The 26,679-nt window shown below is 38.9% G+C and carries 20 protein-coding genes and 1 pseudogene; 6 read left to right on the top strand and 15 right to left on the bottom strand.

What is annotated here, in order from left to right:
* Nucleotides 1-534: 534 nt before the first annotated feature.
* Nucleotides 535-1,215: a response regulator gene (locus MLE14_RS18350; RefSeq protein WP_243299891.1), complete on the bottom strand. Its 681-nt coding sequence runs from the start codon at nt 1,213-1,215 to the stop codon at nt 535-537.
* Nucleotides 1,216-1,245: 30 nt separating this feature from the next.
* Nucleotides 1,246-2,400: a sensor histidine kinase gene (locus MLE14_RS18345; protein WP_243299890.1), complete on the bottom strand. Its 1,155-nt coding sequence runs from the start codon at nt 2,398-2,400 to the stop codon at nt 1,246-1,248.
* A 351-nt stretch (nt 2,401-2,751) separates the two neighbouring features.
* On the opposite strand from MLE14_RS18345, the gene MLE14_RS18340 reads away from it, so the two are divergent.
* Together MLE14_RS18340 and MLE14_RS18335 are read left to right on the top strand one after the other, a co-directional pair.
* On the top strand, nt 2,752-3,387 hold the full coding sequence (locus MLE14_RS18340; RefSeq protein WP_243299889.1) for a YigZ family protein: 636 nt from the start codon (nt 2,752-2,754) through the stop codon (nt 3,385-3,387).
* 189 nt (nt 3,388-3,576) lie between these two features.
* A complete protein-coding gene (locus MLE14_RS18335; protein ID WP_243299888.1) occupies nt 3,577-4,596 on the top strand; it encodes an LCP family protein in 1,020 nt (339 codons plus the stop codon).
* A gap of 870 nt (nt 4,597-5,466) precedes the next feature.
* Here the strand turns inward: MLE14_RS18335 and MLE14_RS18330 are convergent.
* The gene (locus MLE14_RS18330) at nt 5,467-6,507 is read right to left on the bottom strand and encodes a glycosyltransferase family 4 protein (RefSeq protein WP_243299887.1); all 1,041 of its coding nucleotides are present in this window, start codon (nt 6,505-6,507) and stop codon (nt 5,467-5,469) included.
* A gap of 489 nt (nt 6,508-6,996) precedes the next feature.
* Between MLE14_RS18330 and secA2 the strand changes: the two genes are divergently transcribed.
* On the top strand, nt 6,997-9,363 hold the full coding sequence (gene secA2 / locus MLE14_RS18325) for an accessory Sec system translocase SecA2 (protein ID WP_243299886.1): 2,367 nt from the start codon (nt 6,997-6,999) through the stop codon (nt 9,361-9,363).
* On the top strand, nt 9,360-10,256 hold the full coding sequence (locus tag MLE14_RS18320; RefSeq protein ID WP_243299885.1) for an accessory Sec system S-layer assembly protein: 897 nt from the start codon (nt 9,360-9,362) through the stop codon (nt 10,254-10,256). Before secA2 ends, MLE14_RS18320 begins: the two co-directional genes overlap by 4 nt.
* Nucleotides 10,257-10,496: 240 nt before the next feature.
* Here MLE14_RS18320 and MLE14_RS18315 read toward each other — a convergent pair whose 3' ends face one another.
* From MLE14_RS18315 to MLE14_RS22635, 3 genes are all read right to left on the bottom strand, one after another.
* Nucleotides 10,497-10,802 carry a hypothetical protein gene (locus MLE14_RS18315; protein ID WP_243299884.1) on the bottom strand — a complete coding sequence of 102 codons (306 nt, stop codon included), beginning with the start codon at nt 10,800-10,802 and terminating at the stop codon, nt 10,497-10,499.
* A gap of 337 nt (nt 10,803-11,139) precedes the next feature.
* Nucleotides 11,140-13,659 (bottom strand): phosphodiester glycosidase family protein, encoded by a 2,520-nt coding sequence (locus MLE14_RS18310; protein ID WP_243299882.1) that lies wholly within the window; start codon nt 13,657-13,659, stop codon nt 11,140-11,142.
* A gap of 457 nt (nt 13,660-14,116) precedes the next feature.
* A complete protein-coding gene (locus tag MLE14_RS22635) occupies nt 14,117-15,319 on the bottom strand; it encodes a polysaccharide deacetylase family protein (RefSeq protein ID WP_243299881.1) in 1,203 nt (400 codons plus the stop codon).
* A 300-nt stretch (nt 15,320-15,619) separates the two neighbouring features.
* Between MLE14_RS22635 and MLE14_RS18300 the strand changes: the two genes are divergently transcribed.
* Together MLE14_RS18300 and MLE14_RS22780 are read left to right on the top strand one after the other, a co-directional pair.
* Nucleotides 15,620-16,531 carry an immunoglobulin-like domain-containing protein gene (locus MLE14_RS18300; RefSeq protein ID WP_243299880.1) on the top strand — a complete coding sequence of 304 codons (912 nt, stop codon included), beginning with the start codon at nt 15,620-15,622 and terminating at the stop codon, nt 16,529-16,531.
* A gap of 722 nt (nt 16,532-17,253) precedes the next feature.
* A complete protein-coding gene (locus MLE14_RS22780; protein ID WP_390629175.1) occupies nt 17,254-17,589 on the top strand; it encodes an immunoglobulin-like domain-containing protein in 336 nt (111 codons plus the stop codon).
* Between the two features lie 52 nt (nt 17,590-17,641).
* Here MLE14_RS22780 and MLE14_RS18295 read toward each other — a convergent pair whose 3' ends face one another.
* The 9 genes and pseudogenes from MLE14_RS18295 to MLE14_RS18255 all read right to left on the bottom strand — a co-directional run.
* Nucleotides 17,642-18,946, bottom strand: a complete 1,305-nt coding sequence (locus MLE14_RS18295; RefSeq protein WP_243299879.1) for an S-layer homology domain-containing protein — start codon at nt 18,944-18,946, stop codon at nt 17,642-17,644.
* Between the two features lie 283 nt (nt 18,947-19,229).
* Nucleotides 19,230-21,383, bottom strand: coding sequence for a 5'-nucleotidase C-terminal domain-containing protein (locus MLE14_RS18290; RefSeq protein ID WP_243299878.1), 2,154 nt, complete (start codon nt 21,381-21,383; stop codon nt 19,230-19,232).
* A gap of 204 nt (nt 21,384-21,587) precedes the next feature.
* The gene (locus tag MLE14_RS18285; protein ID WP_243299877.1) at nt 21,588-21,776 is read right to left on the bottom strand and encodes a hypothetical protein; all 189 of its coding nucleotides are present in this window, start codon (nt 21,774-21,776) and stop codon (nt 21,588-21,590) included.
* Between the two features lie 29 nt (nt 21,777-21,805).
* The gene (locus tag MLE14_RS18280) at nt 21,806-22,846 is read right to left on the bottom strand and encodes a hypothetical protein (protein WP_243299876.1); all 1,041 of its coding nucleotides are present in this window, start codon (nt 22,844-22,846) and stop codon (nt 21,806-21,808) included.
* Nucleotides 22,847-22,858: 12 nt separating this feature from the next.
* Nucleotides 22,859-24,301 carry an MBOAT family O-acyltransferase gene (locus tag MLE14_RS18275; RefSeq protein WP_243299874.1) on the bottom strand — a complete coding sequence of 481 codons (1,443 nt, stop codon included), beginning with the start codon at nt 24,299-24,301 and terminating at the stop codon, nt 22,859-22,861.
* Nucleotides 24,302-24,516: 215 nt separating this feature from the next.
* Nucleotides 24,517-25,140, bottom strand: coding sequence for an S-layer homology domain-containing protein (locus tag MLE14_RS18270; protein WP_243299873.1), 624 nt, complete (start codon nt 25,138-25,140; stop codon nt 24,517-24,519).
* A gap of 167 nt (nt 25,141-25,307) precedes the next feature.
* Nucleotides 25,308-25,586, bottom strand: a complete 279-nt coding sequence (locus tag MLE14_RS18265) for a magnesium chelatase subunit ChlI family protein (protein ID WP_243299872.1) — start codon at nt 25,584-25,586, stop codon at nt 25,308-25,310.
* Between the two features lie 55 nt (nt 25,587-25,641).
* A pseudogene (locus tag MLE14_RS18260) lies at nt 25,642-26,147 on the bottom strand (ATP-binding protein).
* Nucleotides 26,148-26,417: 270 nt separating this feature from the next.
* On the bottom strand, nt 26,418-26,679 hold a 262-nt coding region (locus MLE14_RS18255), incomplete at its 5' end, for a transposase (protein WP_243298557.1).

Below are 26,679 nucleotides of genomic sequence, written 5' to 3'. Positions count from 1 at the left end.
TTCGATATCTGTATTTACTTTGATTTGCATATGCACAATATTCACCCCAAGAATATTATGCAGCGCAATGAGCAAACTGTACATTCTTAAACAGTCATTTATGTACACTCTTAAATTAGCATTTATAACATTTCCCGCGTAGAGTGGCACATATCCCCCTTTGAACAGCACATAAACATACTCAGAGCAATGATTAAATCGAACTCCGAGACTTTAAGGAATCCCGCCTCCCTTTATAGAAAATAAGCACCAATTATCCCGAATTTGAAACACAAGAACCGTCCCCCTGTTTCAACCACTATCCCGATTTTGAAACACAAGAACCGTCCCCCCGTTTCACCCGCTACCTGAATTTGAAACGCGAGAACCGTCCCCCCGTTTCACCCGCTACCTGAATTTGAAACGCGAGAACCGTCCCCCTGTTTCACAAGAACCGTCCCCCTGTTTCACCCCCAAACAAAAAAGACCTGCACAGAACCCGAAATAGGTTCCACACCGGTCTCTCAATATCTGGCCCTTCATTAACTCCCGAACTTATCGAACTTCCACCCAACCATTCTTAATCGCCACCACTACGGCTTGGGTACGATCATTTACATTCATCTTCTGCAGAATGTTACTTACATGGTTTTTAACCGTTTTTTCACTGATGAATAACGCTTCGCCGATACCGCGGTTGCTTTTGCCGTCAGCCAGCATTTGCAGCACTTCGCATTCGCGGCGCGTTAGCAAATGGAGCGGACGCTGTACCTCTGTGAAGTTTACATTATATGTAGAATCCTCTTCTTCCATGGCCAAGCGGCGATATTCGTTCACTAGGTTATGCGTTACTTTTGGATGGAGATATGAGCCGCCATCAGCTACTACCTTAACCGCTTCAATTAATGCATCTGCATCCATTTCTTTTAATAAGTATCCCATCGCTCCCGTTTTTAATGCATGGGTTACGTATGTTTCATCATCGTGGATGGAAAGGATGATAACCTTTGAATCCGGGTTCGCTTCAATTAATTGCCGAGTTGCTTCGACCCCATTGATATTAGGCATATTGATGTCCATGATTACGACATCTGGCTTATGTTTTTGGACAAGCTCCAATGCGTCTTCTCCGTCGTCCCCTTCTGCAACGACCCGAAAACTTGGTTCGAATTCTAGAATCCGTTTTACACCTTCGCGGAAAAGTTGATGATCATCGATAATTACTATGTTTGTCATGGAACCGGTTCCTCCTTATTTCCCATATCTCTATACGTAATTGGCTAATTCTAAGGGAACTTGGATTAATACATTAGTGCCTTCTCCAATTTTGGAGTCAATCGAGAAGTTCCCTTCCAACAACTCGATCCTTTCTTTCATACCCATAATTCCAAAACTTGAATCCGATTTATGCTGATTGACATCAAAGCCTTTGCCATTATCTCGAATGGATGCGTTTACTTTTCCGCATCTGAATTCAACCTTAACCGTAATTTCTGTTGCCTCCGCATGCTTAATTGCATTTTGAATGGATTCCTGAATCATTCTAAATAAGGCAACCTCGAGCTTGGAGGGGAGGCGTTTCTCCTCGCCTATAAACGAAAAATGGATTTTCACCTTATTATAGTCTTCAACTGTATGTACATATTTTTTAAGGGTCGGGATTAAGCCTAAATCGTCAAGTGCCATTGGCCGCAAATCATAGATAATTTTACGCACCTCGTATAAGGCTGAACGAACCATTTGCTTTAAGCTTTTAATTTCATTTAGTGCTTCTTTTGCTCCTCTTTCCCTAAAAACCCGATCCACCAAATCTGATCTCATCAGAACATTCGCCAGCATTTGCGCAGGACCATCATGGATCTCGCGTGAAATTCGTTTTCTTTCTTCTTCTTGCGCTTCAATAATACGAATCCCAAAATCCTGTTTCCGTTTGGCATCTTCGATGACTTCACCAAACACTTTAAGATCACTTGTCAAATATTTTAGAACCACCGTAATTTGCGAAGCTAAACGATCGGCCTGATCGATTGTTTCCTGAAGACCAACTAGCCTGCGTTCAAGCTCGTCTCTTCTTTCGCGAAGCTGCTTTTCCTCCTGACGGTTCATCGTCAGTTCAGTTTGCAGCTGGTGGGCTTGTTCATAAGCTCCTCTTACCTCAGCCTCGCTATACTTCGTAAAGTCTTTGCTCACTTCGGATAATCGCCTTCGTGCCAATCGAACCTTAGTCTCAAGCTTGTCCCCTGCTTCAATTGTTTGAAGGACCATCAGCTTAATATGTTTGAGTTCATCAACTAAGCTTTGATAATCCTGACGGCAATGCTCCGAAATTTGAAAAATTTCACCCTTGCTGTTGTCTACCGTTTTGACGAGTCTCTCGAGGATTTGATCCAACAAGCGGACATCCCATTTCCTTGAGACCATAATCCTACCCCCAAGTTGTATGCCTTGTACCCCTATTAGAGCATTTGAAACCAACCATAATTTTTCTCAAACATTGACTTATATCGTATACTTATAAAAAGATATCTTAAGGACATACACACTATGGTAATTTTTCCTATCATTATACCAGTTGTCGGAAAAATCCTAATGTGTCAAATCACCTATTTTATTGCGTAATTTCGAATAGATATACAAATTCCAGCCTAAAAATTAGGTCATCTTTCTTACACTGTGACCATTATATCATGATGTGGTAACAGTTTTATAAAAGTTTTTTTACATTTGCTTTAAAGCACGAATTATTTTTTAAAATAGAGAGGAGCTATACAAATGCTTCCATCTTACCTGACAGTTAAGGGATATGGAGAACATGAAATTGAAATTCAAAAATCTCGATTTATTGCTCACGTTAGCCGGGCAGAAACCGAAAGTGAAGCAATCGATTTTATTCAATCCATAAAGAAAAAACACTGGAATGCGACTCACAACTGTTCCGCCTATTTGATTGGCGAAAATGACCTGATTCAAAAAGCAAATGATGACGGGGAACCAAGCGGTACGGCAGGTGTTCCAATCCTAGAGGTTTTGAAAAAAAGAGGACTAAAAGATACGGTAGTAGTCATAACCAGGTACTTTGGCGGAATAAAATTAGGGGCAGGGGGCCTTATTCGCGCCTATGGAAAAGCCACCTCTGAGGGGATCAATCATACTGGGGTAGTTGAAAGAACTCTTATGAGGGTAGTTACAACGAAAATTGATTATACCTGGTTAGGAAAATTAGAAAATGAATTAAGAAGTTCCATTTACGAAATCAAGGACATTCATTATTTGGATAACGTGCAAATTGAGACTTTTGTAAAAGAGGAACAAACAGAAAATTTTATAGCATGGATCACAGAGCTCACAAATGGCCAAGCTGATTGTACATTAGGCGAGCAGCTTTATCTGGAAAAAAACGTTTTGTAAGCTATGTAAAAAGCTATAATAGAATTACGCAAAATTGTTATCAATTTGTCATTAGACGAAAATCGAATCTCGTTGTAAAATGTAGACTAGTGTCGTATTGTTTTTACGTACGATTTTTTGTATGGATTGAAAAAGCCTCAGGAGAACAACAGAAAAGAGGCATTTCTCTTTGGAAAGGGAGAACTTTGAATGAATGAAAATAGACATCGCATAAGGATGGACAAAAAAAAGCGAAAGCGAAAAAGGATCTTTCTTTGGGTTCTTGTTCCACTCTTAGTTTTAGCAGTCGGATCTTCCGCCTATTTGGCTTATTTATATAATGTTGCCAAAACGTCAGCCCAAGAATCTTTCGATGAGAATTTTGACAGGGAGACGAAATATCGGAAGGAAGCTGTTAATCCTGAGAAGGATAATGTATCTGTCCTCTTTATTGGAGTCGATGACAGTGAAAGCCGTGACTATGGGGAAGCAACACGGTCTGATGCCTTAATGCTTGCGACATTTAACGTAGAGGATAAAACCGTTAAGCTTGTTAGCATTCCGCGTGATTCTTATGTATATATCGATGAAGTCGGATACTATACAAGAATTAACCACGCCCATGCATATGGCGGACCAGCGTTGACAATGCAAACTGTTGAAGAACTGTTTGAAATTCCAATTGATTACTATGTCCGTTTAGACTTCTATGCGTTCATGGATGTGGTCGATGCGTTAGGCGGAATCGAAGTTGAAGTTCCTTATGAGATTTGGGAAAAAGATGCTGAAGACAACAGCGGTGCTGTCCACCTTCTGCCTGGTATGCAGGAACTAAATGGTGAAGAAGCATTAGCTCTAGCCCGTACTCGTAAGCTGGATAACGATATGGAACGCGGCAAGCGCCAGCAGCAAATATTACAAGCGATTTTGGACAAAGCAATTTCAGTTGGCGCCATTACCAAGTATCCAGAAATCATGAGAGACATCTCAGCCAATACAAAAACAAATCTAACCTTTGATGAAATGAAATCATTTGTTAACTACGCTTTAAGCGGAGATCTTCAAATCGAAAATCTTCAGCTAAAAGGAACTGACTCCACGATTAATGGAGCGTACTACTATCAGCTCGACGAAACTGCACTTGAAGAACTTAAAACTGTGTTACAAACTCATTTAGAGTTAGAAGGCACTTCAGTGGCCAAAACTGATGACGAGGATGTAACAAATTAATCATAACGCTAAACAGCGCTCTATTTGATAGGGCGCTGTTTTTTTGTTTAGCTGGGGGTTCATTCGAATACATTTATTTTTGTGGTTGTAAAAGAGTTGTGAATAAGGGGTGCACTTGGCATTGCTCCATGCGAGGATTGATTGATACAGTTGAGTTTGGGATTTAACCTAACGAAACCGGAGCTTGACCGAAAAAAAGTATTTTTAACTCGCAGATATGAATTTGGACGGATAGAACGGGTTTTTGACCCATAGACATGAAATTTGACCGATAGAACGGGTTTTTGACCCATAGAAACCAAGTTCGACCGATAGAATTGCCATTTTGACCGATAAAACCCTATTTTTGACCGATAGACGCCTTGAATTGACCGATAGAAACGTAATTTTGACCCATAGAAGCCAGTTTCGACCGATAAAACGGATTTTTGACCGATAGAACGAGTTTTTGACCCATAGACATGATTTTTGACCGATAGAACGGGTTTTTGACCCATAGAAACCAAGTTCGACCGATAGAATTGCCATTTTGACCGATAAAACCCTTTTTTTGACCGATAGACGCCTTGAATTGACCGATAGAAACGTGATTTTGACTCATAGAAACCAGTTTTGACCGATAGAACGAGTTTTTGACCCATAGACATGATTTTTGACCGATAGACCGTGATTTTGACCCATAGAAGCCAGTTTCGACCGATAAAACGGATTTTTGACCGATAGAATCTGGTGTCCCTGACTGACCGATATTGTTAATGAATTCCGTACTATAAACCTAATTAAAACAGGAAGCATCAATGCTAACCCAAAATCTTTTCACCCCATACAAGTAAAAAAGCCCCGCAGGATTTTCCTGCGGAGCATATTAGTTCATCGGTTTCTAATCATTTTCAGCAATGGTTTGTAGTTTTTGCCGACCAATCCAGTTAGTTCGACGACAATTTCGATCGCGATGAGGATTAAGAATCCTACAATCACGGCTCCCCACATCGTAGACATGGAGAAGATGAATGCCGCTAAACTGAACATGGCTGCCATTGCATAAATGAGTAGTACGGTTTGTCTATGAGAAAAGCCTAACCTTAGCAAGCAATGGTGCAAATGCGATTTATCTGGCGCCGATAATGGCTTCTTATTGACAATTCGCCGGATAATGGCGAAGAGTGTATCAGAAATTGGAACACCGAGTATAATAACCGGTATAATTAACGAAATCGCTGTAACGTTTTTAAATCCGAGAAGTGATAGAACAGCGATCATATAGCCTAAAAACAAGGCGCCGGTATCACCCATAAAAATTTTCGCCGGATGGAAATTGTAGAACAAGAACCCGATGGTACTTACTATAACAATCAGACCCATCGTCATTGCGAAAATATCACCTTTTAGGAAGGCCATACCAGAAATCGTAATTAAAGCTATAGTCGATACGCCTGCTGCCAATCCATCCAAACCATCGATTAGGTTAATCGCATTAGTAATGGCTACAATCCAAAAAATCGTAAGCGGAATACTCATAAAACCAAATTGTAGTTCTCCGCCGAATGGCAAGTTGATGAATTCAACTCGGACTCCGCCAAGAACAACTACAACAGCAGCTGCTATTTGACCGAGTAATTTCCATTTAGCTGAAAGTTCAATCATATCATCCAAAAATCCGGTGATGATAATAATGACACTTCCGATTAGAATTGGTGCTGCATAAACATCTTCAGGCTTTAAAATCAGTACTCCGATAATAAAGCTTAAATATATCGCCAAGCCCCCAAGCCGAGGCATGATTTTTTGGTGAACTTTTCGTTGGTTCGGTTTATCCGTTGCTCCGATTTTTATCGCAAATCGTTTGACTAACGGTGTTAGGACGATCGAGGCAATAAAGCAAATCGCTAAGGTGACATAAACATCAACCATGATATACCTCCCTGATACTTAGCATATCCAAATGTATTTGTATTCATTTCGAAAGATTTAGCATAAACTGTTGTCATTTAGGTAAAACTCTTAAAAAATGTCAGTGCGATAACCTATTTCATAGTACTGTCTGAACATTTTAAGTTCTCCCCAATATTTACCAGTGCCTTTTTTTGACACTCCTAATCGGTATTATAGCATGCTAGATTTAAAAATAGAATTGCATAATTCAAATTTAATATTTTTAAATATTCATAATATAGGACATTCCCACGTTTTTCCTTTAACGAAAATTCCTCTATATATCTCCCCGCTTTTGCCAATTCTTAAACCACTTCAATTCGAAAAGCAAATCCTTCTTTTAATAAGACGTACATCAGCTGAATAAGTTGCAATTTTTTCTAGTTTGCTAGACGAGTAGTCAATACCTGCGTAATTTGGTATGATTATTCTTTAGAGAAACCTTTCAATCATAAGGAGCGGACATGCATGATGCCCTTTTTAAAGAATAACAAGAAACAGCCAGAAAAAAAATTAAAAAAGTATTACAAGCTTGTTACTGAAATAAATAATCTTGAACCAACCATTTCAAAGCTTTCAGATCAGCAGCTTCGGGATAAAACAGCCGAGTTTAAGGAAGCTCTGCAACAAGGAAAATCCATCTTCGATATTCAAGTTGAAGCATTTGCGGTTGTCCGGGAAGCATCAAAGCGTGTCCTAAACATGAGACACTTCGATGTGCAGTTAATCGGCGGACTTGTTTTAACAGAAGGAAATATTGCTGAAATGGCTACCGGTGAAGGTAAAACTTTAGTCGCTTCGCTTCCAAGTTACCTTCGTGCTTTAGAAGGCAAAGGGGTTCACGTCATTACAGTTAATGAATACTTAGCGCGCCGCGACCGTGATATCATAGGTAAAATCCATGAGTTCCTTGGTCTAACGGTAGGTCTAAACCTTCCAATGATGGAAACTGATCAAAAACAAATGGCTTATAATGCGGATATTACTTACGGGGTCGGTCAGGAATTTGGCTTTGATTACCTTCGTGATCATATGGTCAGAAGCAAACATGACCGGGTTCAGCGACCATTTCATTATGCAATCATTGATGAAGTCGATAGTGTTTTAATTGATGAGGCCAAAACTCCATTAATTATTGCAGGAAAAATGAAATCTGATCCTGATCTTTATAAAATTGCAGCTAAGCTGGCTAAACGCTTTGAAAAAGATGTGGACTACGAATTTGATGATGAAACAAAGGCAACCAGTTTGACCGATACAGGAATTGAAAAGGTTGAAAAAGCATTCGGTGTCGATAACCTCTATGAATTAGAGCATCAAATTCTTTATCACTACATGATTCAAGCTGTCCGTGCGCATGTTATGTTTAAACGCGATGTTGATTACATCGTTAAAGATGGAAAAGTGATGTTAGTTGATATGTTCACAGGCCGGATTATGGAAGGACGCACGCTTAGTGACGGACTCCATCAGGCCATTGAAGCAAAAGAAGGCGTAGAAATTACGGACGAAAACAAAACGCAAGCGTCGATTACCATTCAAAACTATTTTAGGATGTATCCACAACTCGCTGGAATGACCGGTACGGCTAAAACAGAAGAGAAAGAATTCATGCAGGTATACGGTATGGAAGTCGTTCAAATTCCGACCAATAAGCCTGTTATCCGCGAAGATTTAAATGATATGGTTTTTGCTACAGCTGAAGATAAATACAAGGGCGTTGTAGAAGAAGTTAAAGCACGCCACGCAAAAGGACAGCCTATCCTGATCGGTACCACTTCAATCCTTCAATCCGAGAAGGTCGCTGACTATTTACAGAAAGCTGGTTTAAAATTCGAATTATTGAATGCAAAGAGTGTGGAACAGGAAGTTGAATTAATTGCTGCAGCCGGGCAAAAAGGGCAAATAACAATTGCCACAAATATGGCAGGACGCGGAACAGACATCATGCTCGGTGAGGGTGTCGCTGAACTCGGTGGTTTGCATGTGTTAGGAACGGAAAAACATGAATCCCGCCGAATCGATAATCAGCTTCGCGGCCGTGCTGGACGACAAGGAGACCCAGGATCTTCTCAATTCTTCATTTCGATTGAAGATGATATGTTCCGCCGTTTTGCGAAGGATGACGTCGAAAAGTTTAGTAAAAAAATGAAAGTTGATGAGATCGGCTATATTACAAACTATAGTGTCGATGAATTGGTTGAACGGACTCAGCGGATTGTGGAAGGCGCAAACTTCTCAATGCGTGAGTATAATTTAAAACTGGATGATGTTATTAACGAACAAAGAGCCATCGTATATAAACTTCGCAATCGAATTTTAGATGAAGAAGACCTTATACCACTGGGTGTCGATATCTTTGAAGCGGCGCTAAAGCATTCGATTGAAGAAACGTGTCCTGAAGACCAAGATCCAACCGAATGGAATTTTCAACGTCTGCAGCGCATTGTCCAACAGCTTCTGCAGTTCGATTTAGATGTGAATCCAGAAAATGCGGATGACATGGAGGACATTTGGAAACAACTAAAACCAGTCTACAATGAGTGGAAAACGGAAGTATTGGAAAAAGAGTATAATGAAAAAGTCCAGTACTCTCTTCGTTTCACAATGCTCAATGTCATTGATCATTATTGGATTCGCCATTTAGAAAACATGACCCGATTAAAAGAAGGCATCGGCCTCCGTTATTATCAGCAGGAAGATCCGGTTCGTATTTATGCCAGAGAAGGCCTTGAGCTCTTTTCAAGGATGTATGCTACAATTGAAAGAGAGATCTCACTTAATTTGGCTAACCTAATCAGAGCATTGAAACAAGAATCGGAGGTAGAACAATGATCCCTTTTTTCAGTAAGAAAAAGGATGGAGACTTAAAGAAGAAGGGGAAGGACTCTTCTTTCTCATCAGATGATTTACAACTGGATAATGGAAAAAGCGGGAATGAGGAAGAAGTCCATCCCGAGCTTTCCATTCATCCTTCTTGGAATATCACTCCGGAAAAACAATATGTTTTTCGGTTTTTAAATAATGATCTGGAACCATTAAAACCAAATCAAATTTCCCTTGCTGGTGTTGAAATCGATCAGGAAAATGATGAAATCTTAGTTACGGCATTTGTTCGCAACAGCTTACCAAGTGAAGTATTGCTGCACGAAATCGAACTATTGCTTTTAGATGAAAAAGACCAAGTTCTAGCTAGGCATTTCTTCAATTTTGAGGAGCTTGGAAAACTGCCTGCGAACTCTAGCCGGCCTTGGGTCTTTAAGTTTCCTAAATCTGCTGTTAAGGCGGACAAGCTTCCTGAAGAAAACTGGAGACTTGCGTTTAATCTAAATACAATGAGAAAGCACCAGCTGGATTTAGAACCAAGCTGGAAAGAACGAATGAGTGAAGAACAAATCAAACAATTGAATGAAATTATAAATAAGCTGCCTGCTTTAGGGAAAAATGAATTTAACTTAACTGGTTTAGAATTAAAAAAATTAGATGATGGACGACTTGCAACAACCGTATTCCTTCGCAATGGAAATAGCCAAGATATCACTGTGTCCCAGCTCCCTCTCCAAGTTGTGAGCAGTGACGGTAAAGTTGTGGCAAAAGGTCAGTTTGAACTGCCTAACATGGTAGTGAAAGCCAATTCATCAAAACCATGGACCTTTATTTTCCCGCCAGAATTGGTGTTAGAAGACGAAGTACCGGCTCGATGGATGGTGTCGGTTGCAGGGCAATAAGTTTTTATAATTGAGTGAACCCACTGGATAAGTGTCTGGTGGGTTTTTTGTTGGCATTTTGCTGTTGTTACTTGGGTATCGTAAAATCCTCCACGATTTTGTACATGGTCTCCTCGGTTTCGGGCATCCCTCATCGAATTCGTGCATTCCTCACCTATTTCATGCATAACCTCCACTCATTTCTTGCATTCTCAAAAAAAATGAGACTGACTAATGGTCAGCCTCATCATTATAAACAGATTACCTTACTTCTATCTCTAATAGGTTCCAATGTAATCTGTCTGGTATTATTTCAAGTTTAATGTAATAGTTCTCATTTTGATTAACTAAATTCCATATATTCTTATCAACTATAAAGCTATAAAATTCATTTGAATCATTTTCTTGTAAAACCAGGGAGTACTTCCTATCATTCATAGTTTGCATGATTTCTTTGCTGTCAATAATAAATTCGGAAGCATAAGTTTCTTTGTCATCAAATAACCATGCTCTTACTTCTTGATCAGTAAGCAATAACCCTAAACCATACAATAACAGAATCGACATTCCTATGATTAAGTCCTTTTTTTACTCATACATCCAACCGCCCATGTAAATTTTTTACAAATCCTACATTACGTTATACACATTAATAAGTAAATGATTCTAATGAAAAAATCCGGAGCGGATCTAATTCCCCGGACATGTCTGTTAGTATTTTGCTATTCCGCTTCTGGACTCGCGGAAATTCAATTTTTGTTTATCATTCTACGTTCAAATTCTGAACCAGTTAAGATGCTACTCCTAATAATAGCCTTGCAATCTCAGTAACCTTCTTGAAAGTTTATACTCATAATCTATTAAAAAACCACTCCCCCAATCAAGGAGAAGTGGCTCCGAAATATCAGTTAATCTTAAACTGCATTGTATATTCATTTTTCATTGGAATACCTTTGCTGGACAAAGTGTATTTCGTTACGACGAGTTGATAGGTTTTTCCTGATGTATATCCGCCAGATGGTGCTAAGACTTTTACACTTTTGCCATCAGCTTGAGGCTGAACGGTAACATTAGCACGATTTCCATACTGATCTTGTACATAGACAGTTGCTTTATTTAATGTCTTTGTATTCATGGCTGTATTAAATTGAACCGTCCAGTCTTTATTAGCAGCTACTGCCTTTGCATCGCTACTTGGCTTAAAGTATTCAACCTGCCCTGCTGTTTTAAATACTTGTAAACCATCGAAGTAGATGCTTCCTTTATTCTTCTCCGCATGTGAAGTTTCAGCGACGTAAAGCTGTTTCACTTGGATAGGTCCTTGAATGGCAGAAGGAATTGGTGCCGTTACAAATTTCCATCCATACCAGTTCAATCCGTTATCTTGCGTGAAATCAAGGCGATATTCTTTTCCTTCTGCATCGGTAACAAGACCCCGTAACCAGTGATTCTTGCCATCACCGTATACCCAAACCCCTACATAAGAAGGTTGGCCAGAGATTTGCAGTGAATTGGTCAGGTTTAAGTACGCAGCTGATGTATCAGCACCTGTATTTCTAAAATCGTAATCTAATCGAATGGCTTTAGCTCCAACCTTAGCTGTTAAATTCTGTTCTGTGGACACACTAGCTGTTGCACGGATTTTATCAGCTGTTATTCCTGTAACCGACTCAAAGTCATGCGGTTGAATAGATCCATTTACAACTTTCACAGGAATGGTTATAGTCTTACTTCCATATGTCGCGGTAATAGATCCAGTACCAGCTGTCGTACTTGCGGTAAAGGTTCCAGATTGATCAATCGTACCAACATTGCCTTGTACAGACCATTTAACCGATTCATCGTTGAAAATTAATGGCTGATTGGTAGAAGTGGTAGCAGTTGCTTTCAGACTTTGAGTCTGGCCAGTACCAATCGTGATTTGATTTGGATTTACCCCAAGAGTTCCAACCTCAGCAACTACTTCTACCGGCACAGAAGCTGTTCCATTTTGATAACTTACCGTTACGGTACCCTTGCCAGGCTTATCTGCAATAAACGTATTTCCTTCCATATGCCCAATTCCATTAGAAACAGTGTATTTCACATCAGCTAGATTATAAGTGGTAAGGTTATTAAAATATTGGTCTAGCATATAATCAATATTTATACCTACTGAAGCACCTACTGCCAGTAAACCAGGCTGAGCCTGAGAAGCCTTGATCGTATGTGCCTGACCGTATGGAGCTGTACTGATAGCCTCTAGGATGGCTGAAACACTTCTCTCCCTGCCATCAGACGGTCTGTTAACAAGGGTTGGGTATGTTTGTCCATACTTTCTTGTTACCATAGCAGTTGAACCGCCACCATCTAAGTTCAAAGCATACTCAGCACCTAGGCTAACCAAGTATTGTGCAAATTCAGTTAAGGTCATACCGACACTGTGTCCTGATTGCCGTCCATCCACCGTTACCAAAAACACCTTTTGGCCGTTATTAGATACAGCAACAGCTGTATGCGGATTTCTTTGGGTTACTCTCGGACTAGTTGGGTCGATCGTCATATTGACTTGACCGTTTTGAACTAAAAGCGGTCCGCTTGCCAGCATAAAATCAGAGTTTTTCCATTTATCTTCGACATCAATACTAATGCTGATTTCATCTCCGATTGCTAAATCTCGTATGGCGTCAACCGCTGTCCCTTGTGCAGAGATAACATATCCATCTTCAGGAATGGATGCACTGGTATATTGGCCATAAGGACGAATACTTGTCACTTTACCTTTTACCGACTTTCCAAATGGCAAATTATGATCAATCGATTGCTCTAAATTTCTTACAACAATCTCTAAGCCATAAGGATTGGTTCTCGTGTGATCATAAGAATAAGCTTTGGTAAAAAGAATGCTTTCATTTGTATTTCGTTCACGATTTAATCCTGTAATGGGAAATGTCTTTCCATGGTGTGAGATTTGAATATTCAAGTTATATGTACTAATTTGCGCAATCCCATCCTGATTAATTCCAAAAGCTGCCGGTTTATACATATAATCTGTATAACTTGAAGACACGGCTCCTAAGTTAACAATCTCGTTGTCTACTGCTAACAAATAAGCAGGTAATCTTGTATCGGTGTGGAAAAAAGAAGCATTAACGGCCCCTACCACATGATGCTGTATCTGAGTATCTCTTTTTGCCAGCGATGTAACGGTTTTTAAGGAATTTAACGGATTAGGAACCCCTACCTCTATTTGTGTATAAGGATTCGTTAGATCTACCTCCAAAACGTTAAAAAACTGCTCATTCCCAGATAGTACTTTTTTCTCTTGCGTATGCTTGACACCAGGCGACAGTTGCAGCGACTGTGCTCCTGCGGCTGTACTTAATGGAAATACCATTAAAAGAACAGACAAGAGCATGATTACTAGTATTTGAGTCTTCCTCATTGTTGTATTCCGCCCCTTTTTCTTTTAAACTCCCAAATTCCTATTTTTGGATACTACTAAATTATACCTGATTTCGACAGGAAAGGAACCCTATCGACAGCAATTTTTACCCAACTTTTTTTACCTAAAATTTGTGAACAAAGTGAATAATTTACCATGTAAAGAAATATGTCCCTTACCGTGAAACTCTTGCATATTTATCTTGTATTATCCTCCTCCCACTGGTACAATAAAAATGTAAAACCTGTTTTGTTTTAAATGATAATACGAAAGAGCGATGAGTCTGGGTTGTTTGGCCAAAAGGAAACTTGCTTCTGCCAAGAGGCGAGTTTCTTTTTGTTTTGTTTGGACCTCTGCTCCTGAAAATCACATATTTTTTGACGGTTCTCCATGGAAAAAGTTACAAATCTTTTAAACTAAAAAAGAGAAATACCCCCCATGAGGCAGGTTATTCCTCTTAAAACGTACCCTCTATCTTTTTTATAAAATAATGTAATGGATGACTCTGCGCAATTCCTTGGCGAGGGAGCTTCATTTTCTCCATTCCTAATTGAACGTAGCCAGGCTCTGTAGTAAATGCCATTGAAATACCGGCAGTGATACTTGCTGAAATAGCCTCGTGATCATACTGTCCCCAAGGGTAGGCTAAATATTTTACTTCACTAACATCTTGGACAGCGCTTGATTTGTTAATCTGGATTTTCCCCAGTTCTAAGTCAGCGATAATCGCACTTTCATCAAATTCAATCATAAATGGATTGTTGGTTTCCCGTACCCGAAGGTGCATCATATATGTATGGTGCTGGTGCTCAAGAACATCGCCAGCTTCATTCATTTCCTTTAAGCCCATATACTGTAAGGAGTAAGGATCCCACGGTTCGGCAGCCTGACGAATACGAATTCCGATGGCAAAGTTTACAGCATGATACCCATATTTCCTTAAGATGGGAACAGCATATTGATATACCGATAAGTAGCCATCATCAAAAGTCAGAACCACTGTATTTCCTGTGAGATTGGCTTCATGATTTAAATAAGCCTCAAGCTCAGATAATTTTATTGTTCGATATCCGTTTTTTGCTAGATAAGCAATCTGTTCCTGAAATTGTTCAACAGCAATAACCATCTGATTGCCTGCCCACAGCTGCAAATCCTTATTTTCAACCATATGATGATACATTAAAACGGGAACCCCATGGTCTTGTTTTACAAAATTCGGTTTTGCCGAAATATAACCGGTACGCCCCCCAATGTTAATTCTGTAGTAATCCCCTACTTTTTCAATGACTGGATAGCGCATATTTCTTCCTAATAATGCAAATCCCGCTTCATCTCCGATATTCTGAAATACCGTGACAGGACGCTGAGTAATAATCACGGTATTACTATTTGGCTGAATCTCATGGTTTGTTGGCCCTTCATTTATTACTACGCCATGAGACTTTACAAAATATGCGGTATGATTTCCAAACTCAATATAATAATAGCTTTCATCTTCAGATACGATAATGAAAACTTGATCTTTTACAAGTTTCCCGACCACTACTTGTTGTTCGCTGATCTCATCATAAAGTATCGTGTCTTGAGTTACTAGAACATAGCGTAATTCATTGGCATTTACCTGATCGCTAAATATAAAGAATCCTAGTAAAAAAATCACAAAAAATAAATACCTAATAAAAAACTTTTTATGTCTGATCAAATTGCCCCTGCTCCCTTAGATGGTAAAAGCTCTATTTTTCTATCTTTCTTCTGACTGGTTTATATTTGAAAGATTACCATTTTACTATTTATATATCCTAATTATACCAAAGGGGTAGTTCATTTTCACTAAGTAAGTCGAATTTTGTAGAATTTCTGTTGTGCTAATCAGTTTCTTCCGTGATAGTCACTCATGATCTATGTAACCTAATCGAAATCCATCCGTCTGTATTTTTTAGAAGTGTTAGGGGGTATGAGTTTGAGATTTTTGTTTTCAATTTTAGTAACTGTAACCATTGTTCTTGTTTTATTCGTGGGGCTCATATTGTCTAAGTGGATCCTTAAAGATGTTGAAGCTTTGGAAGTAAGCTCTAAGGTTGTGGATGTCGTTGACGAGCTCCCCCCGGTCCCTTTCATCGGTTCTAAACAAGAGCATTTTTTAAAGGAATTTGTCAGTACTATCCTTACAAAATCAAGTTCGATACGTAAGGAGAAGTTATCTCTTGAACCCAATGAAGGGTATTTTAATCATACATGGGTAGAAGATTACCTCACAAATAAATACAAAGAGGTTTCAGACGTTAGAAAAATTAACTTTTATTTAAAAGAACTGCCGCCAAATCATAAAATCAAACTAGAATTTTCAGAGCGTAATCAAAAAGGGGATTATATTTCAATAGTAGAAGAAAGATGGATCAATACTGCTGAAAATATACATGTAGAGGTGCCAAGTGATTTTGGAAAATTGTATGTTTTTAAATTAGAACTTTATGATCAACAGCAGCAAATGAAGGACTTGTTACTGATCCCTTACTATACTACATCTGAAACCTTCAACGCTGGCCTCAGTATTGACAAATCTGAATATAAGCAGAACGAAACTCTTAAATTATCTTTAGAAAATTGGGGGCCAAATCATTTGTTCCATGGTGTCGACTACCAGCTTCAAAGAAAAGCAGGAGACCATTGGGTTCGACCTTCGGAATTTAGTGGAGAGTTTTCCATGGAGGGAAAAATCACTGCTCCATATGAGACATATACTCAACGTGTCAGCCTAGATGGATTACAGCCCGGCATTTACCGAATAAACAAACCAATTACAATTGGCAGTAATTATGACAAAGTGTATTGGCTAACTTCTACTTTTAGTATTATTGGAGTATACGATTAGATTTGAAATATTCAATAAGTCTTTGGACCTCATTTCCATTTCAAAAGTAACTTCATTGTACTAAATCCGTCTGTTTTTAACAGATAGGATTTAGGAGGGAATAAAAGATTGAAAGTTAAAATATTTACGATGGTTGCTGTGGTTTTGGCTTTATTTATTGGGGCAGTTTTGTCGGAGTCGATTACCGGGGATGAACAAGTTCTTTAGGCTAATCTTAGTAGTTCAAGTAATCCAGGGAATCCAGGCAAGCCGGAACATACTGATAATCCCATTGACCCCGGTAATGCTGAAGTTACTTCGTTTATCGGGGAATATCAAGAACCCATTTTAAAAGACTTTTTCACATTCATTCGTTCAAAAACACGCTGGGTACGTGATGGGGAACTGCAGCTTAAACCAAATGAGGGTTATTTTAATAAACAAGAAATAGGAGGTTTTGGTCCTGTTACAGACAATTATAATGAAGTTGAACCTGGTGGGACTGTTTATTATTATTTACCAGAGCTTCCTCAAAATCATAAAATCAAACTAGAGCTCTCGGAACATAACCACAAAAGGGGAGTTATTTCAGTTTTAGAAGAAAAATGGTTTGATGAAGCAGGAAAGATAGAAGTGAATGTACCAAATGAGTATGGAAAATTATTAGTTTTTAAAATGGAACTCTATGATGAAAAGCAACAGAAGAAAGATATTTTAATGATCCCGTATTATACTTCTTTTAAATCCTTAACGCTAGTCTGGCCATTAATAAATCTGAGTACAAACGAGACGAAACCCTTAGTTTATACTTAGAAAACTGGGGGCCAAACCATATTTCTCATGGCGAAGGCTATGGACTTGAAAGACAGGAAGGAAATCAATGGGTTCTTCCTTCTGAAGAAGAATTCAAGGCGATTTTTAATGCTATTGCTCTAAAAACCTCCCCGTACGAAACATACGTGCAGCATATAAATTTAGAAAAATTAAGACCCGGGACATATAGGATTATCAAACCATTTAGCACTGTAACATCCGAAGGTATGATTTCGCTTTCAAGAACCTTCACCATTTTGCCATAATGAAAGATGGGTCAGCCCGATATGAGCTGACCCTAGACTTTTTTATTAAAACTTATGCTGCAGGTTCTGCTTCCGCCGCTTCTTCTGCAGCTTCTGTTACCTCTTCAAAACCTGGCTGTAAAGGTAAAGTGCTTACTTCCACTACTTCAATTTCATCCCACGGTGTAGCCATAAATTCCGTATCCGCAGCAATTAAACCGTCTAATACCGGACTGAAATTAAGGGTAGGCATGTCCTCAAAACCAGAAGAGTTTAATCCGATAGCTTGACCGTATACATTCACAATTGGTCCGCCAGAGCTTCCAGCCACAACTTCGGAATTATACTCAATCAATTTGTACATTTTGCCTTCATACTCAACATCATGAATGGCTAAAACATTTCCTTCTGATTGATCAAAATCTGGGAACCCATATGGGAGTCCAAAGCTATAGACTGTTTCAAACTCAGTAATTTGATCAGAAGAAACCATTGGAATAGAAGGATAAGGCAGTATATATTCGGGCTTTAATAAAGCAAAGTCATTGTCGCTGTCAGAAAAAGCAACTCCTTCAATTGCATACTCCACACCATCTGCTGTGTAGATATAAACTTCATCCCCGCCAGCTACAACATGATAAGCGGTTGCGATTAAGCCGCTGTCAGTAATAAAACCAGTTCCATATTGTAAAAGTTCACCGTCTTTGTATACATCGACTTCAACTGTACGCTCTGACCAAACACTCAATTCTTCAGCAGTCAATTCTGTTGATGTATATTCCGGCTTAAAGACCGGATTGATCGCACGTGCTAAAAACGCAGCGAAATCCATACGTTTCATGCCAGTATTAGGACGATAGGAATTATCATCATAACCTACTGTAATGCGGTGAGCCGCCACTGTAGAAATTGCGCTTTCGAAACGATGCCCAACCGTATCTGAGAATGCTTTTCCATTAGATCCTTTTAATCCGTATGCATTAACCATGATTTGTGCCATTTGACCACGTGTTAACGTCTCATATGGGCGGAAAGTTCCATCCTCAAAACCATTCACAATTCCGTATTCTGCTGCAAATTGGATGGCTTCATATGCCTTCATGCCTTCGTGGACATCAGAGAATGGATTTTCTCCAGGCACAAAATCAGTTGTATCAAATGTATTTGTGATCATTATGACCGCTTCCGCACGAGTAAGCGTACGATTCGGTGCAAAAGTATCTGCATCAAAACCAGAGACTATCCCATTTTCCGCTAAAAAAGTAATCTCAGATTTAAATGTACTTACATCCTTAAAATGAACGGTTTCAGCTTGAACCGGACTTACAAGTGATAATGTTAAAATAGATACCAGTATGTATAGCCATTTTTTGCTCATATTTCTTTTCTCCCTTTCAATGATTCTTAATACTTGTAATGATATTGTAATAAATTCTTAAACTTAAAGATACAAGTAATTTTTGGAATAACAGAGAAAAAATTTGATACCAAAAAAGATAGTTTTTTGATGTTCGTTTGCCTGCTAGCACTAGCAATTTAATATTAAAAAATTTACAATTTTACGTCAATAAGTAATTTTATGTAATACTTAAATTTTTAAGAAAAAAAACAGACTCCATTCATAAGAATAGGAGTCTGTCTGTTTATTACATTCCTATCTATTAAAATTGAAGAAATCCAGCAACGATGGAAGCAGCGTCAATCCGTTTTGTGAATGCTTTTGGCGCAAATTTTTCTTCGCTAAAGCCGTTGATGAAACCTAGTTCATAAGCTGCATCAATAGCTGCTTGGAAGCTTGCATTTGTCATGCCAAGATCCGTAAATGGCGCTTCTGCTTCTGCCACATATGGTTCTTCGTTGACTAATTCAAACGCTCGCATTAACATAGCCACCATTTCTTCACGCTTAATGCTTTCAGCTGGAGAAAATTCAGTTTCGGATTTGCCAAATACGATACCAGCTTCGTAGGCAGCTGCAATTTCCCATTGCATCTGTTTGTTTAAGTACCCAATATCCTCAAATGGCGCTTCTGCTTCAGCATATAGCCCTAATCCGCGAACCAACATAGCTGCAAATTCAGCACGAGTTACATTGCCGTAAGAATTAAAGGATGTTGCAGATGCACCGCTTACAACACCTTGGTTGTAAAGGAAGTTTACATCCTCAGCCGCACGGGCAGGCACATCAGTGAAGCTTGGAAGAAGTTCCACTTCAGAAATACGTCCCTCAGCTTCATAAATCACTGGCTTTTGAAGAGATTTCATGTAGTTAATTGTAGCATCTAAGTCAGTCGGACCTTCTTCATAAGTTCCGCCAACAACATCAACAATACCGTCGCCATCCCACATATAGTTGTTGATAACGATCGAATACTCAGCATCTTCGTCAACCGGAGTTCCATCTGGAAGCAATAAATCTACCACTTCATCATATCTTTCGCTCCAAGTGTAAGTGAAGCCAGAGATCGAATAGTCAGGGCCATAAGTCTCAGAAAGCTGATTATTCATGATTTCACGCAATTGTGCACCGGTTACATTGAATTTTACTAGATAGTTACCAAATGGCTGAACCGCGTATAGATCACCGTAAGTGATTTCACCCGCTGGAAGATCCGCACGGATTCCTCCACCATTCATAAGGGCAAAATCAGCATCCATTTCAGCAGCCATACCATCTGCAATTAGGTTGCCTAGAGCGTTGTCGCCAACTTCTCCAGTTGTTGCATATCCGCCTTCAATAGCAGCAGCTGTTTCCGTAATATATTCATTTTCAATCTCTGCTACTTTTGCTTGATATTTTTCAATAATTTCAAGTACGCCTGGGTCTGCTGTTACTCCTTCAATATCAGCGTAAACCACTTCGGCAGCTCCGGAAACAACATCGCCAGTAGCCGGATCAATTTCTAAATCTACATCAGAGAATGTTTTACTATATTCATAGGCTTGAATGATAAGTTTGCCATCAACTTCACGAATCACTTCTTCATGGTTATGGGCTGCAAATATAACGTCAACAGCATCGTTTACACGGCTAGCGATATATGCTGCGTTATCAGTATAGTTATCGCCAGTACCATCTTGGCTCACTGGGTTATGCGCTAAAACAACAATCGTTTCTGCACCAGCAGCTTGAAGTTCAGGAACATATTTGTTAATAGCGTCTACTTCACTAGTAATTTGTAAATCTTCGTTTCCAGTTTTAACAATCATATTAGGAGTTTCTGTAGTTACTACCCCGATAAAACCAATTTTTACTCCGCCAACTTCTTTAATAGTATATGGGTCTACAAGAAGTTCACCGGTTGATTTGTTATATACGTTCGCTGCCACAACAGGGAAATTCATACCATCATAGTTTGGATCCCCATTTTCATGAGCTCCGCCATTAATCATACGCTGCAGTTCAGCAATACCTTCATCAAATTCATGGTTTCCAAGTGTACCTACATCAAAGCCCATTTCTTCCATGATTTCAACTACAGGTTCATCTTGGAAAGCACCAGAGATTAATAGGCTTCCGCCAATCATGTCTCCTGCATGAACAACTAGTGTATTTGGATTTTCTGCTTCTCTCTCTTTAAAATACGAAGCTACGTATTGCAATCCGCCGATCTTTTCTTTTACGCCATCGCCATCGTAATCCTCTTCAAATGTATTGTTAATACGTCCATGAAGATCATTTAAACCAAGTAATTGAACTTTCACAGTTTCAGCAGCATCAGCAGTTGATGTGCCGACTGGTGAAAAGAAAGTTCCGACAGCTAATGCAGATAAAGCTGCAACACTTACAATTCGTTTACCGAATCTTTTAATCATAGATTCATTGTCCCCCTATATGTAGTAGTCTTACATCACAACGGTTTTATTATAGCAAAATTTATTTAATAGAATATGAGTTTATTGTAAATATTCATAGGTAAATCCGACCATTTTTAAAGATAATGTCTAAAAATGTTCGGATTTTCGGATTCCAAAAAAAGAGAAAGCATTCTGGATATCTCCTCCTGCTTTCTCATTCTATTAATGCTTATACTTCTTTTCCTGCTCTTTCGCTTGTTCTTCTATTTGCTTTTCAAGGTCTCTTATTTTATTTGAATTGGACACAACGGAATTGAATAGGACCCCAAAAATGGCCCCGATAATCATTCCGACTGTGCCATATAGTATTAGACCAAGAATAGCTCCTACCGTAACGTACAGTAATATCATAATTTCCTCCAGCAATAGTCATGATTATCCTAAAAGTCCGCGGCTAACCCTCTCACATACTCCAAATGTTCCTGTAGATTTTCGTTTGTTACATATACACCAAAATCTTCAGGTACATCTTCTTCTGCCCCACTGAGCCGGTGGGCAATGAGTGTTCCGATTTCCGGATAAAAGTGGTGTCCGTCAAAATAATTAGATTGATCGTTTGTTATTGAATTCGGGTACATGAAATTATAAACCCCACCGTAAACCTCCACAAGATCCGTTAACCAGCGCTCATAATCATCCAATTGTCCCTCTTCTACCAGGGCTTTAAAAAGTCCTGTGGATATCGGTGTTGTAAAAACAATGATTTTCGAATTCGGGTTACTGTCTCTTACTTTACTGATAATTTCTTTATACTGTGGATAGTAGACGTAGTTGTCCCCATAAAAAGTTGAACGGAATCGATCAATTTTTTTGATCGTATCTACCTTAGCCGTTTCTTCATCAATAACCTTTGCAAAAGCAACATTATCCCGGTTATAAATTCTTTCTTCTTCTATCACGTTATCCTTTGACATCTTGAAATTGTGAACCGCATATTTAAAAACATCAAAGGATAATAAATACTTCCAGCGGTAAAAAGGTTTGGTAACTTTTTCTACATAGTTATCGAGAGAGTGAGGAGCAGAACTCTCTTTGGTACTTGATTTGAAAAAATCCAACCCAATGATGATATTTTCAAACTCTTTCCCATGCTGGCTTTTGGCAAACTCGACAAAACTCCAATATTCACGGATCGACATATTAGAAACAGCATAATTATATACGTCCATCCCAACAAAGTCATGAGGATTAATATACGTGCTGCGGCTGCTGCCGATTAAGAGGGTATCGTACTCAAACGGCTGAAAGTATATTTCGCTTGTCTTTTGCTCCCTTTCATTGATAACAGTCTGACGATCGTTATACTTGTTAGCATGACCAAACGTCCACATTGGATCAATATAGTAGATAAATGAAGCAAATGAAATTGTCAAAACAAGTACAATCCCCAATACAGTCATAGTAAATCGCTTATAAGACATTGGGATACCACCTTAGAAATTAAAGTATAGAAACTCGCTGACATTTAAAAGCTGTGTGAAACAATAGAGCAATAAGGCTGAAGTGAAAGCGACATTGAACCAGTTTGGCTTCATGTTCTTTGTGAGTTCAATTGAATTTTTCATTAAGAACGCTATAATCATTCCGATTAATAAACTGCTAAAGATGTAAACAAGACTTTGTTCGATTGGAAATTCATAAAAATGAACGGAACTAATGTCTGTCAGATAGACTTTGAATTCTCTAGAGATATAAATTCCGTTTAAGCCGACCATCGCCTTCAGGACATTTAATGCTTCACTAATAGAGGGTGCCCTAAAAAACACCCAGGTAGCATTCACAAATTGGAAGGTAATAAACCAGGCGACCCATTTATTTAATTTGAAGCCAGACTTCTTCCACAAGCGTGTAATGATGCTGGCAAGCCCGTGCAGCGTCCCCCAAAGGATAAACGTCCAGCCGGCACCATGCCAAATTCCGCTTATAAAAAAGATAATAAAAATATTGATATAAGTCCGTGCAGTTCCTTTCCGATTTCCGCCAAGAGGAATATAGATATACTTTGTTAAAAAACCGGAAAGCGTGATATGCCATCGTCTCCAGAAGTCTTGAATATCAAGTGCCTTATAAGGAGAGTTAAAGTTGATTGGCAGCTTAATATTAAATAAAAGCCCTAATCCAATTGCCATATCAGAATAACCGCTAAAGTCGAAATAAAGCTGGAAGGTATAAGCTAGTGCCGTAGCCCAAGAGTCTAAAAAGGTAAGGGACTCAGTCATAGCGTAGCCTTTGTTCGCCCAGATCGCAAACGTATCGGCTATCACTACCTTTTTAAACAAACCTATGGCAAAGATAAACAATCCTAATGAAATATTCTCATAGTTAATTTTACGGTTTTTACGATCCTCAAATTGAGGAATCACATCACTATGATGAACAATCGGCCCTGCAATTAACTGAGGGAAAAAGGTAACAAAGATTCCATAATTCAAAAAGTTATAGTTTTCCGTCTCTCTTCGATAAGAATCTACTAAATAAGCAATCTGTTGGAACGTATAAAAACTGATAGCAAGCGGAAGAAGTAAATGTAAAACAGGCAAACTGGTCCCAAAGAACGAATTTACATTTTCCACAAAGAAATCATAATACTTGTAGTATCCAAGTAAACATACATTAAATACAATCCCAATGGTGAGAATCGTCTTTCTAAATGAATGAATATTTCTTCTGGATAAATAGCTGCCAATTGCAAAGTTCACAACCAAGGATACCAAGATCAGAGGCAGATACTTAGGATTCCAATATCCATAGAAAAATAAAGATGCAAATAGCAGCCACACCTTGGATATAGTAAAGTTCACTTTATTGAATAAATAGTAAACGATAAAAACGATCGGAAGAAAAAGAAAAATAAACTCAAACGAGTTAAAAATCATGAGGTATCTCCTCCATAGTACACAACTATCTTTAACTAAATAATCATACTACATGGACAATTTGATGACAATGGAAATTGTCGAAATGGTGTCGAATGAACTCCTTTATATTTTATCGGAGATAAGAATATCTTCATACTGTAAAAAGTTAGTAAAAGAAAAAGCCTCAGTGAGAAATCCTCAGTGAGACTTTTACGATATGCTTGATTTATATTTTAATATACTCCTATTACCTCAGGTTCAGTTCCATTAGCTGCCCGAAAAATAAACAGCGCAAATTCTCCCCTAGTTACATTCCCCGTACCAAAGGTATCTGCATCCTTCCCAGATGCTACACCATTTTTATAGAGTGCCGCAACATATGGATAAAAGCGATCACTTACATCGGTAAATGGAATGGTAGCTCCCTCACTTGCAACCAAATCATAAGCGCTGGCAATAACCTTTGCCATCTCTTCACGTGTCATCGTATCATGTGCTCCAAAATGCGTCGCCGTTTTACCATGGAAAATACCTTCTGCTACCAATGCGTTGACATATGGCTGTCTTTCTACTGGTACATCGGTGAAACCGGCATTTGGGGCCACACCAATGGTAAGACCTAATACTTTTGCAATCATGACAGCCGCATCTACTCGTTTAATAGAGAGATCTGTACCAAACTGAGTTTCGCTGATACCACTTGTTGCGTTTTGGCTAATAAGATAGTCAACTGCTTCAGTGTATTTCTTGTTAACATCCGTGAAAGCTGCTTCTGTTGGTTTTGCCGAAAAAATAACGAGAGATAGTGTTACGAGTATTCCTATCATCGCAGTTCTTACCTTAGTAAACTTTTTCATAATCAGAAATCCTCCTGCAGAAAAAACTTCTTTATGTAAAAATAATCAAAACTATGTATATCGTTACTTTTTAGTCTATCAAACATAGTTTATCTATGAAAATGTATAATTTACCAAATAGTAAAAGAAACCTGGGGGACGGCTATCACTTCAATTGCAAGAACTAATCAGTATTTATTTAGCCCCCACCTTCTTAACGTCATCGCTTCCCAAATTGCTTGATCAGAGATCCTTTCTTCTCCTGCTAAATCAGAAATCGTCCTTGCGAGCCGAATTATTTTAATTTGAACACGATTGCTCCAACCATATTTAGCGGAAATAGTTGTAATCATCTTTATCTGTTCAGCTGTCAGAGGACTCATTTCAATTATTGTTTCGAACGGAACCTTTGCATTAGACACTCCTGGTTGATAACGGTCATACTGATGCTGACGGGCTGTTTCCACTCATTTGCGAAGTTCGTCTAGAATTTCTGCTGATTGATTGCTGGTTTATGTTCACTCACTGTAGAGATAATAGAATTTCAATCCGGTCAGATAATCGATTTCGGTAGCCCTGAATTTGCTTCTGTGAACACGTGCAGTAACGATGAAGTGAACCACGGTAACCGCATGGGCAAGGATTCATGGCACCAATGAGGATAAAAGAGGATGGATACGTCACTGTAGAATGGGTTCCGCTAATTGTCACCTTACCCGTTTCGAGTGGTTGCTGCAGCATATCAAGCGTCATTTTGGAGAATTCGGCTATCTCCTCCAGAAAAAGTACGCCGCGATGGGCCAAGGAGATTTCACTTAGTGGCGGATACAATCCACCACCAATTATAGTAACAGCAGAAGCAGAATGATGGGGGTGTCGGGAGGGAACAGTTTGATTGTGGGTCCTCGTTTCACTGCTAGCTGATAAAGACTAACCGCCTCTAGCTGTGCTTTATCCGTTAGGTTGGCAAGATAGCGGGGAAATGTATCGCCCAACAAACTTTTTCCACAGCCCGGTGAACCATTCATGTACAGATTATGCTCACCAGCAGCGGCAATTTCTAATGCTCGGTTTTGCTTGCTCATGGCCGATCACATGATCAAAGTCCTTTTGATAAGAGTCAGAGTGACCATTATAGGTTTCATAGGAGATACTTGGGGATGGAATGTCAAACTCCCCTTATGATTCACCACTACCTCTATTAGTCCTCCTGTACCAATATATAACCAACGTTTTCTATAAAGACATAAAAAAGGTTCTCCGTCAAATGTTGGGGTGATGACTGATTGTCGTCACCCTTATCCAATGTGAACCCCAATTCCTTTATATTGATGTGAAAGTAATATTTTTGCTCTAAAGCGTTTAAAGCTTCTAAAGCCAAATGCGTTTCGTTTTAATACTTTGGTTGAGTTATTGATCCCTTCCAAAAAACCATTGGAAAAGTTATATGCAAAACTATTAAGAATTTCGGTTTGCCAGTTTTGAATGGTTTGAATGGCCTTTTTCATTTCTGGAATTTCAGAAGCCTCAACCAGTTGATAAAAATCCTTTAGTTCTTGT

The organism is Bacillus litorisediminis (assembly GCF_022808645.1).
Taxonomy (GTDB): Bacteria; Bacillota; Bacilli; order Bacillales; family JC228; genus Bacillus_BF; species Bacillus_BF litorisediminis.
This window is presented reverse-complemented; position numbering and strand designations above follow the sequence as displayed.

Bases quoted from the DNA above. Each gene is read 5' to 3' on its own strand.
- MLE14_RS18330 (WP_243299887.1), bottom strand. From the start codon at position 6,507: ATGGTTGATGTTTATGTCACCTTAGCGATTTGCTTTATTGCCTCGATC.
- secA2 (WP_243299886.1), top strand. From the start codon at position 6,997: ATGATGCCCTTTTTAAAGAATAACAAGAAACAGCCAGAAAAAAAATTA.
- MLE14_RS18310 (WP_243299882.1), bottom strand. From the start codon at position 13,659: ATGAGGAAGACTCAAATACTAGTAATCATGCTCTTGTCTGTTCTTTTA.
- MLE14_RS18335 (WP_243299888.1), top strand. From the start codon at position 3,577: ATGAATGAAAATAGACATCGCATAAGGATGGACAAAAAAAAGCGAAAG.
- MLE14_RS18270 (WP_243299873.1), bottom strand. From the start codon at position 25,140: ATGAAAAAGTTTACTAAGGTAAGAACTGCGATGATAGGAATACTCGTA.
- MLE14_RS18340 (WP_243299889.1), top strand. From the start codon at position 2,752: ATGCTTCCATCTTACCTGACAGTTAAGGGATATGGAGAACATGAAATT.
- MLE14_RS18285 (WP_243299877.1), bottom strand. From the start codon at position 21,776: ATGATATTACTGTACGTTACGGTAGGAGCTATTCTTGGTCTAATACTA.
- MLE14_RS18290 (WP_243299878.1), bottom strand. From the start codon at position 21,383: ATGATTAAAAGATTCGGTAAACGAATTGTAAGTGTTGCAGCTTTATCT.
- MLE14_RS18280 (WP_243299876.1), bottom strand. From the start codon at position 22,846: ATGTCTTATAAGCGATTTACTATGACTGTATTGGGGATTGTACTTGTT.
- MLE14_RS18295 (WP_243299879.1), bottom strand. From the start codon at position 18,946: ATGAGCAAAAAATGGCTATACATACTGGTATCTATTTTAACATTATCA.
- MLE14_RS18275 (WP_243299874.1), bottom strand. From the start codon at position 24,301: ATGATTTTTAACTCGTTTGAGTTTATTTTTCTTTTTCTTCCGATCGTT.
- MLE14_RS18320 (WP_243299885.1), top strand. From the start codon at position 9,360: ATGATCCCTTTTTTCAGTAAGAAAAAGGATGGAGACTTAAAGAAGAAG.
- MLE14_RS18345 (WP_243299890.1), bottom strand. From the start codon at position 2,400: ATGGTCTCAAGGAAATGGGATGTCCGCTTGTTGGATCAAATCCTCGAG.
- MLE14_RS18315 (WP_243299884.1), bottom strand. From the start codon at position 10,802: ATGTCGATTCTGTTATTGTATGGTTTAGGGTTATTGCTTACTGATCAA.
- MLE14_RS18350 (WP_243299891.1), bottom strand. From the start codon at position 1,215: ATGACAAACATAGTAATTATCGATGATCATCAACTTTTCCGCGAAGGT.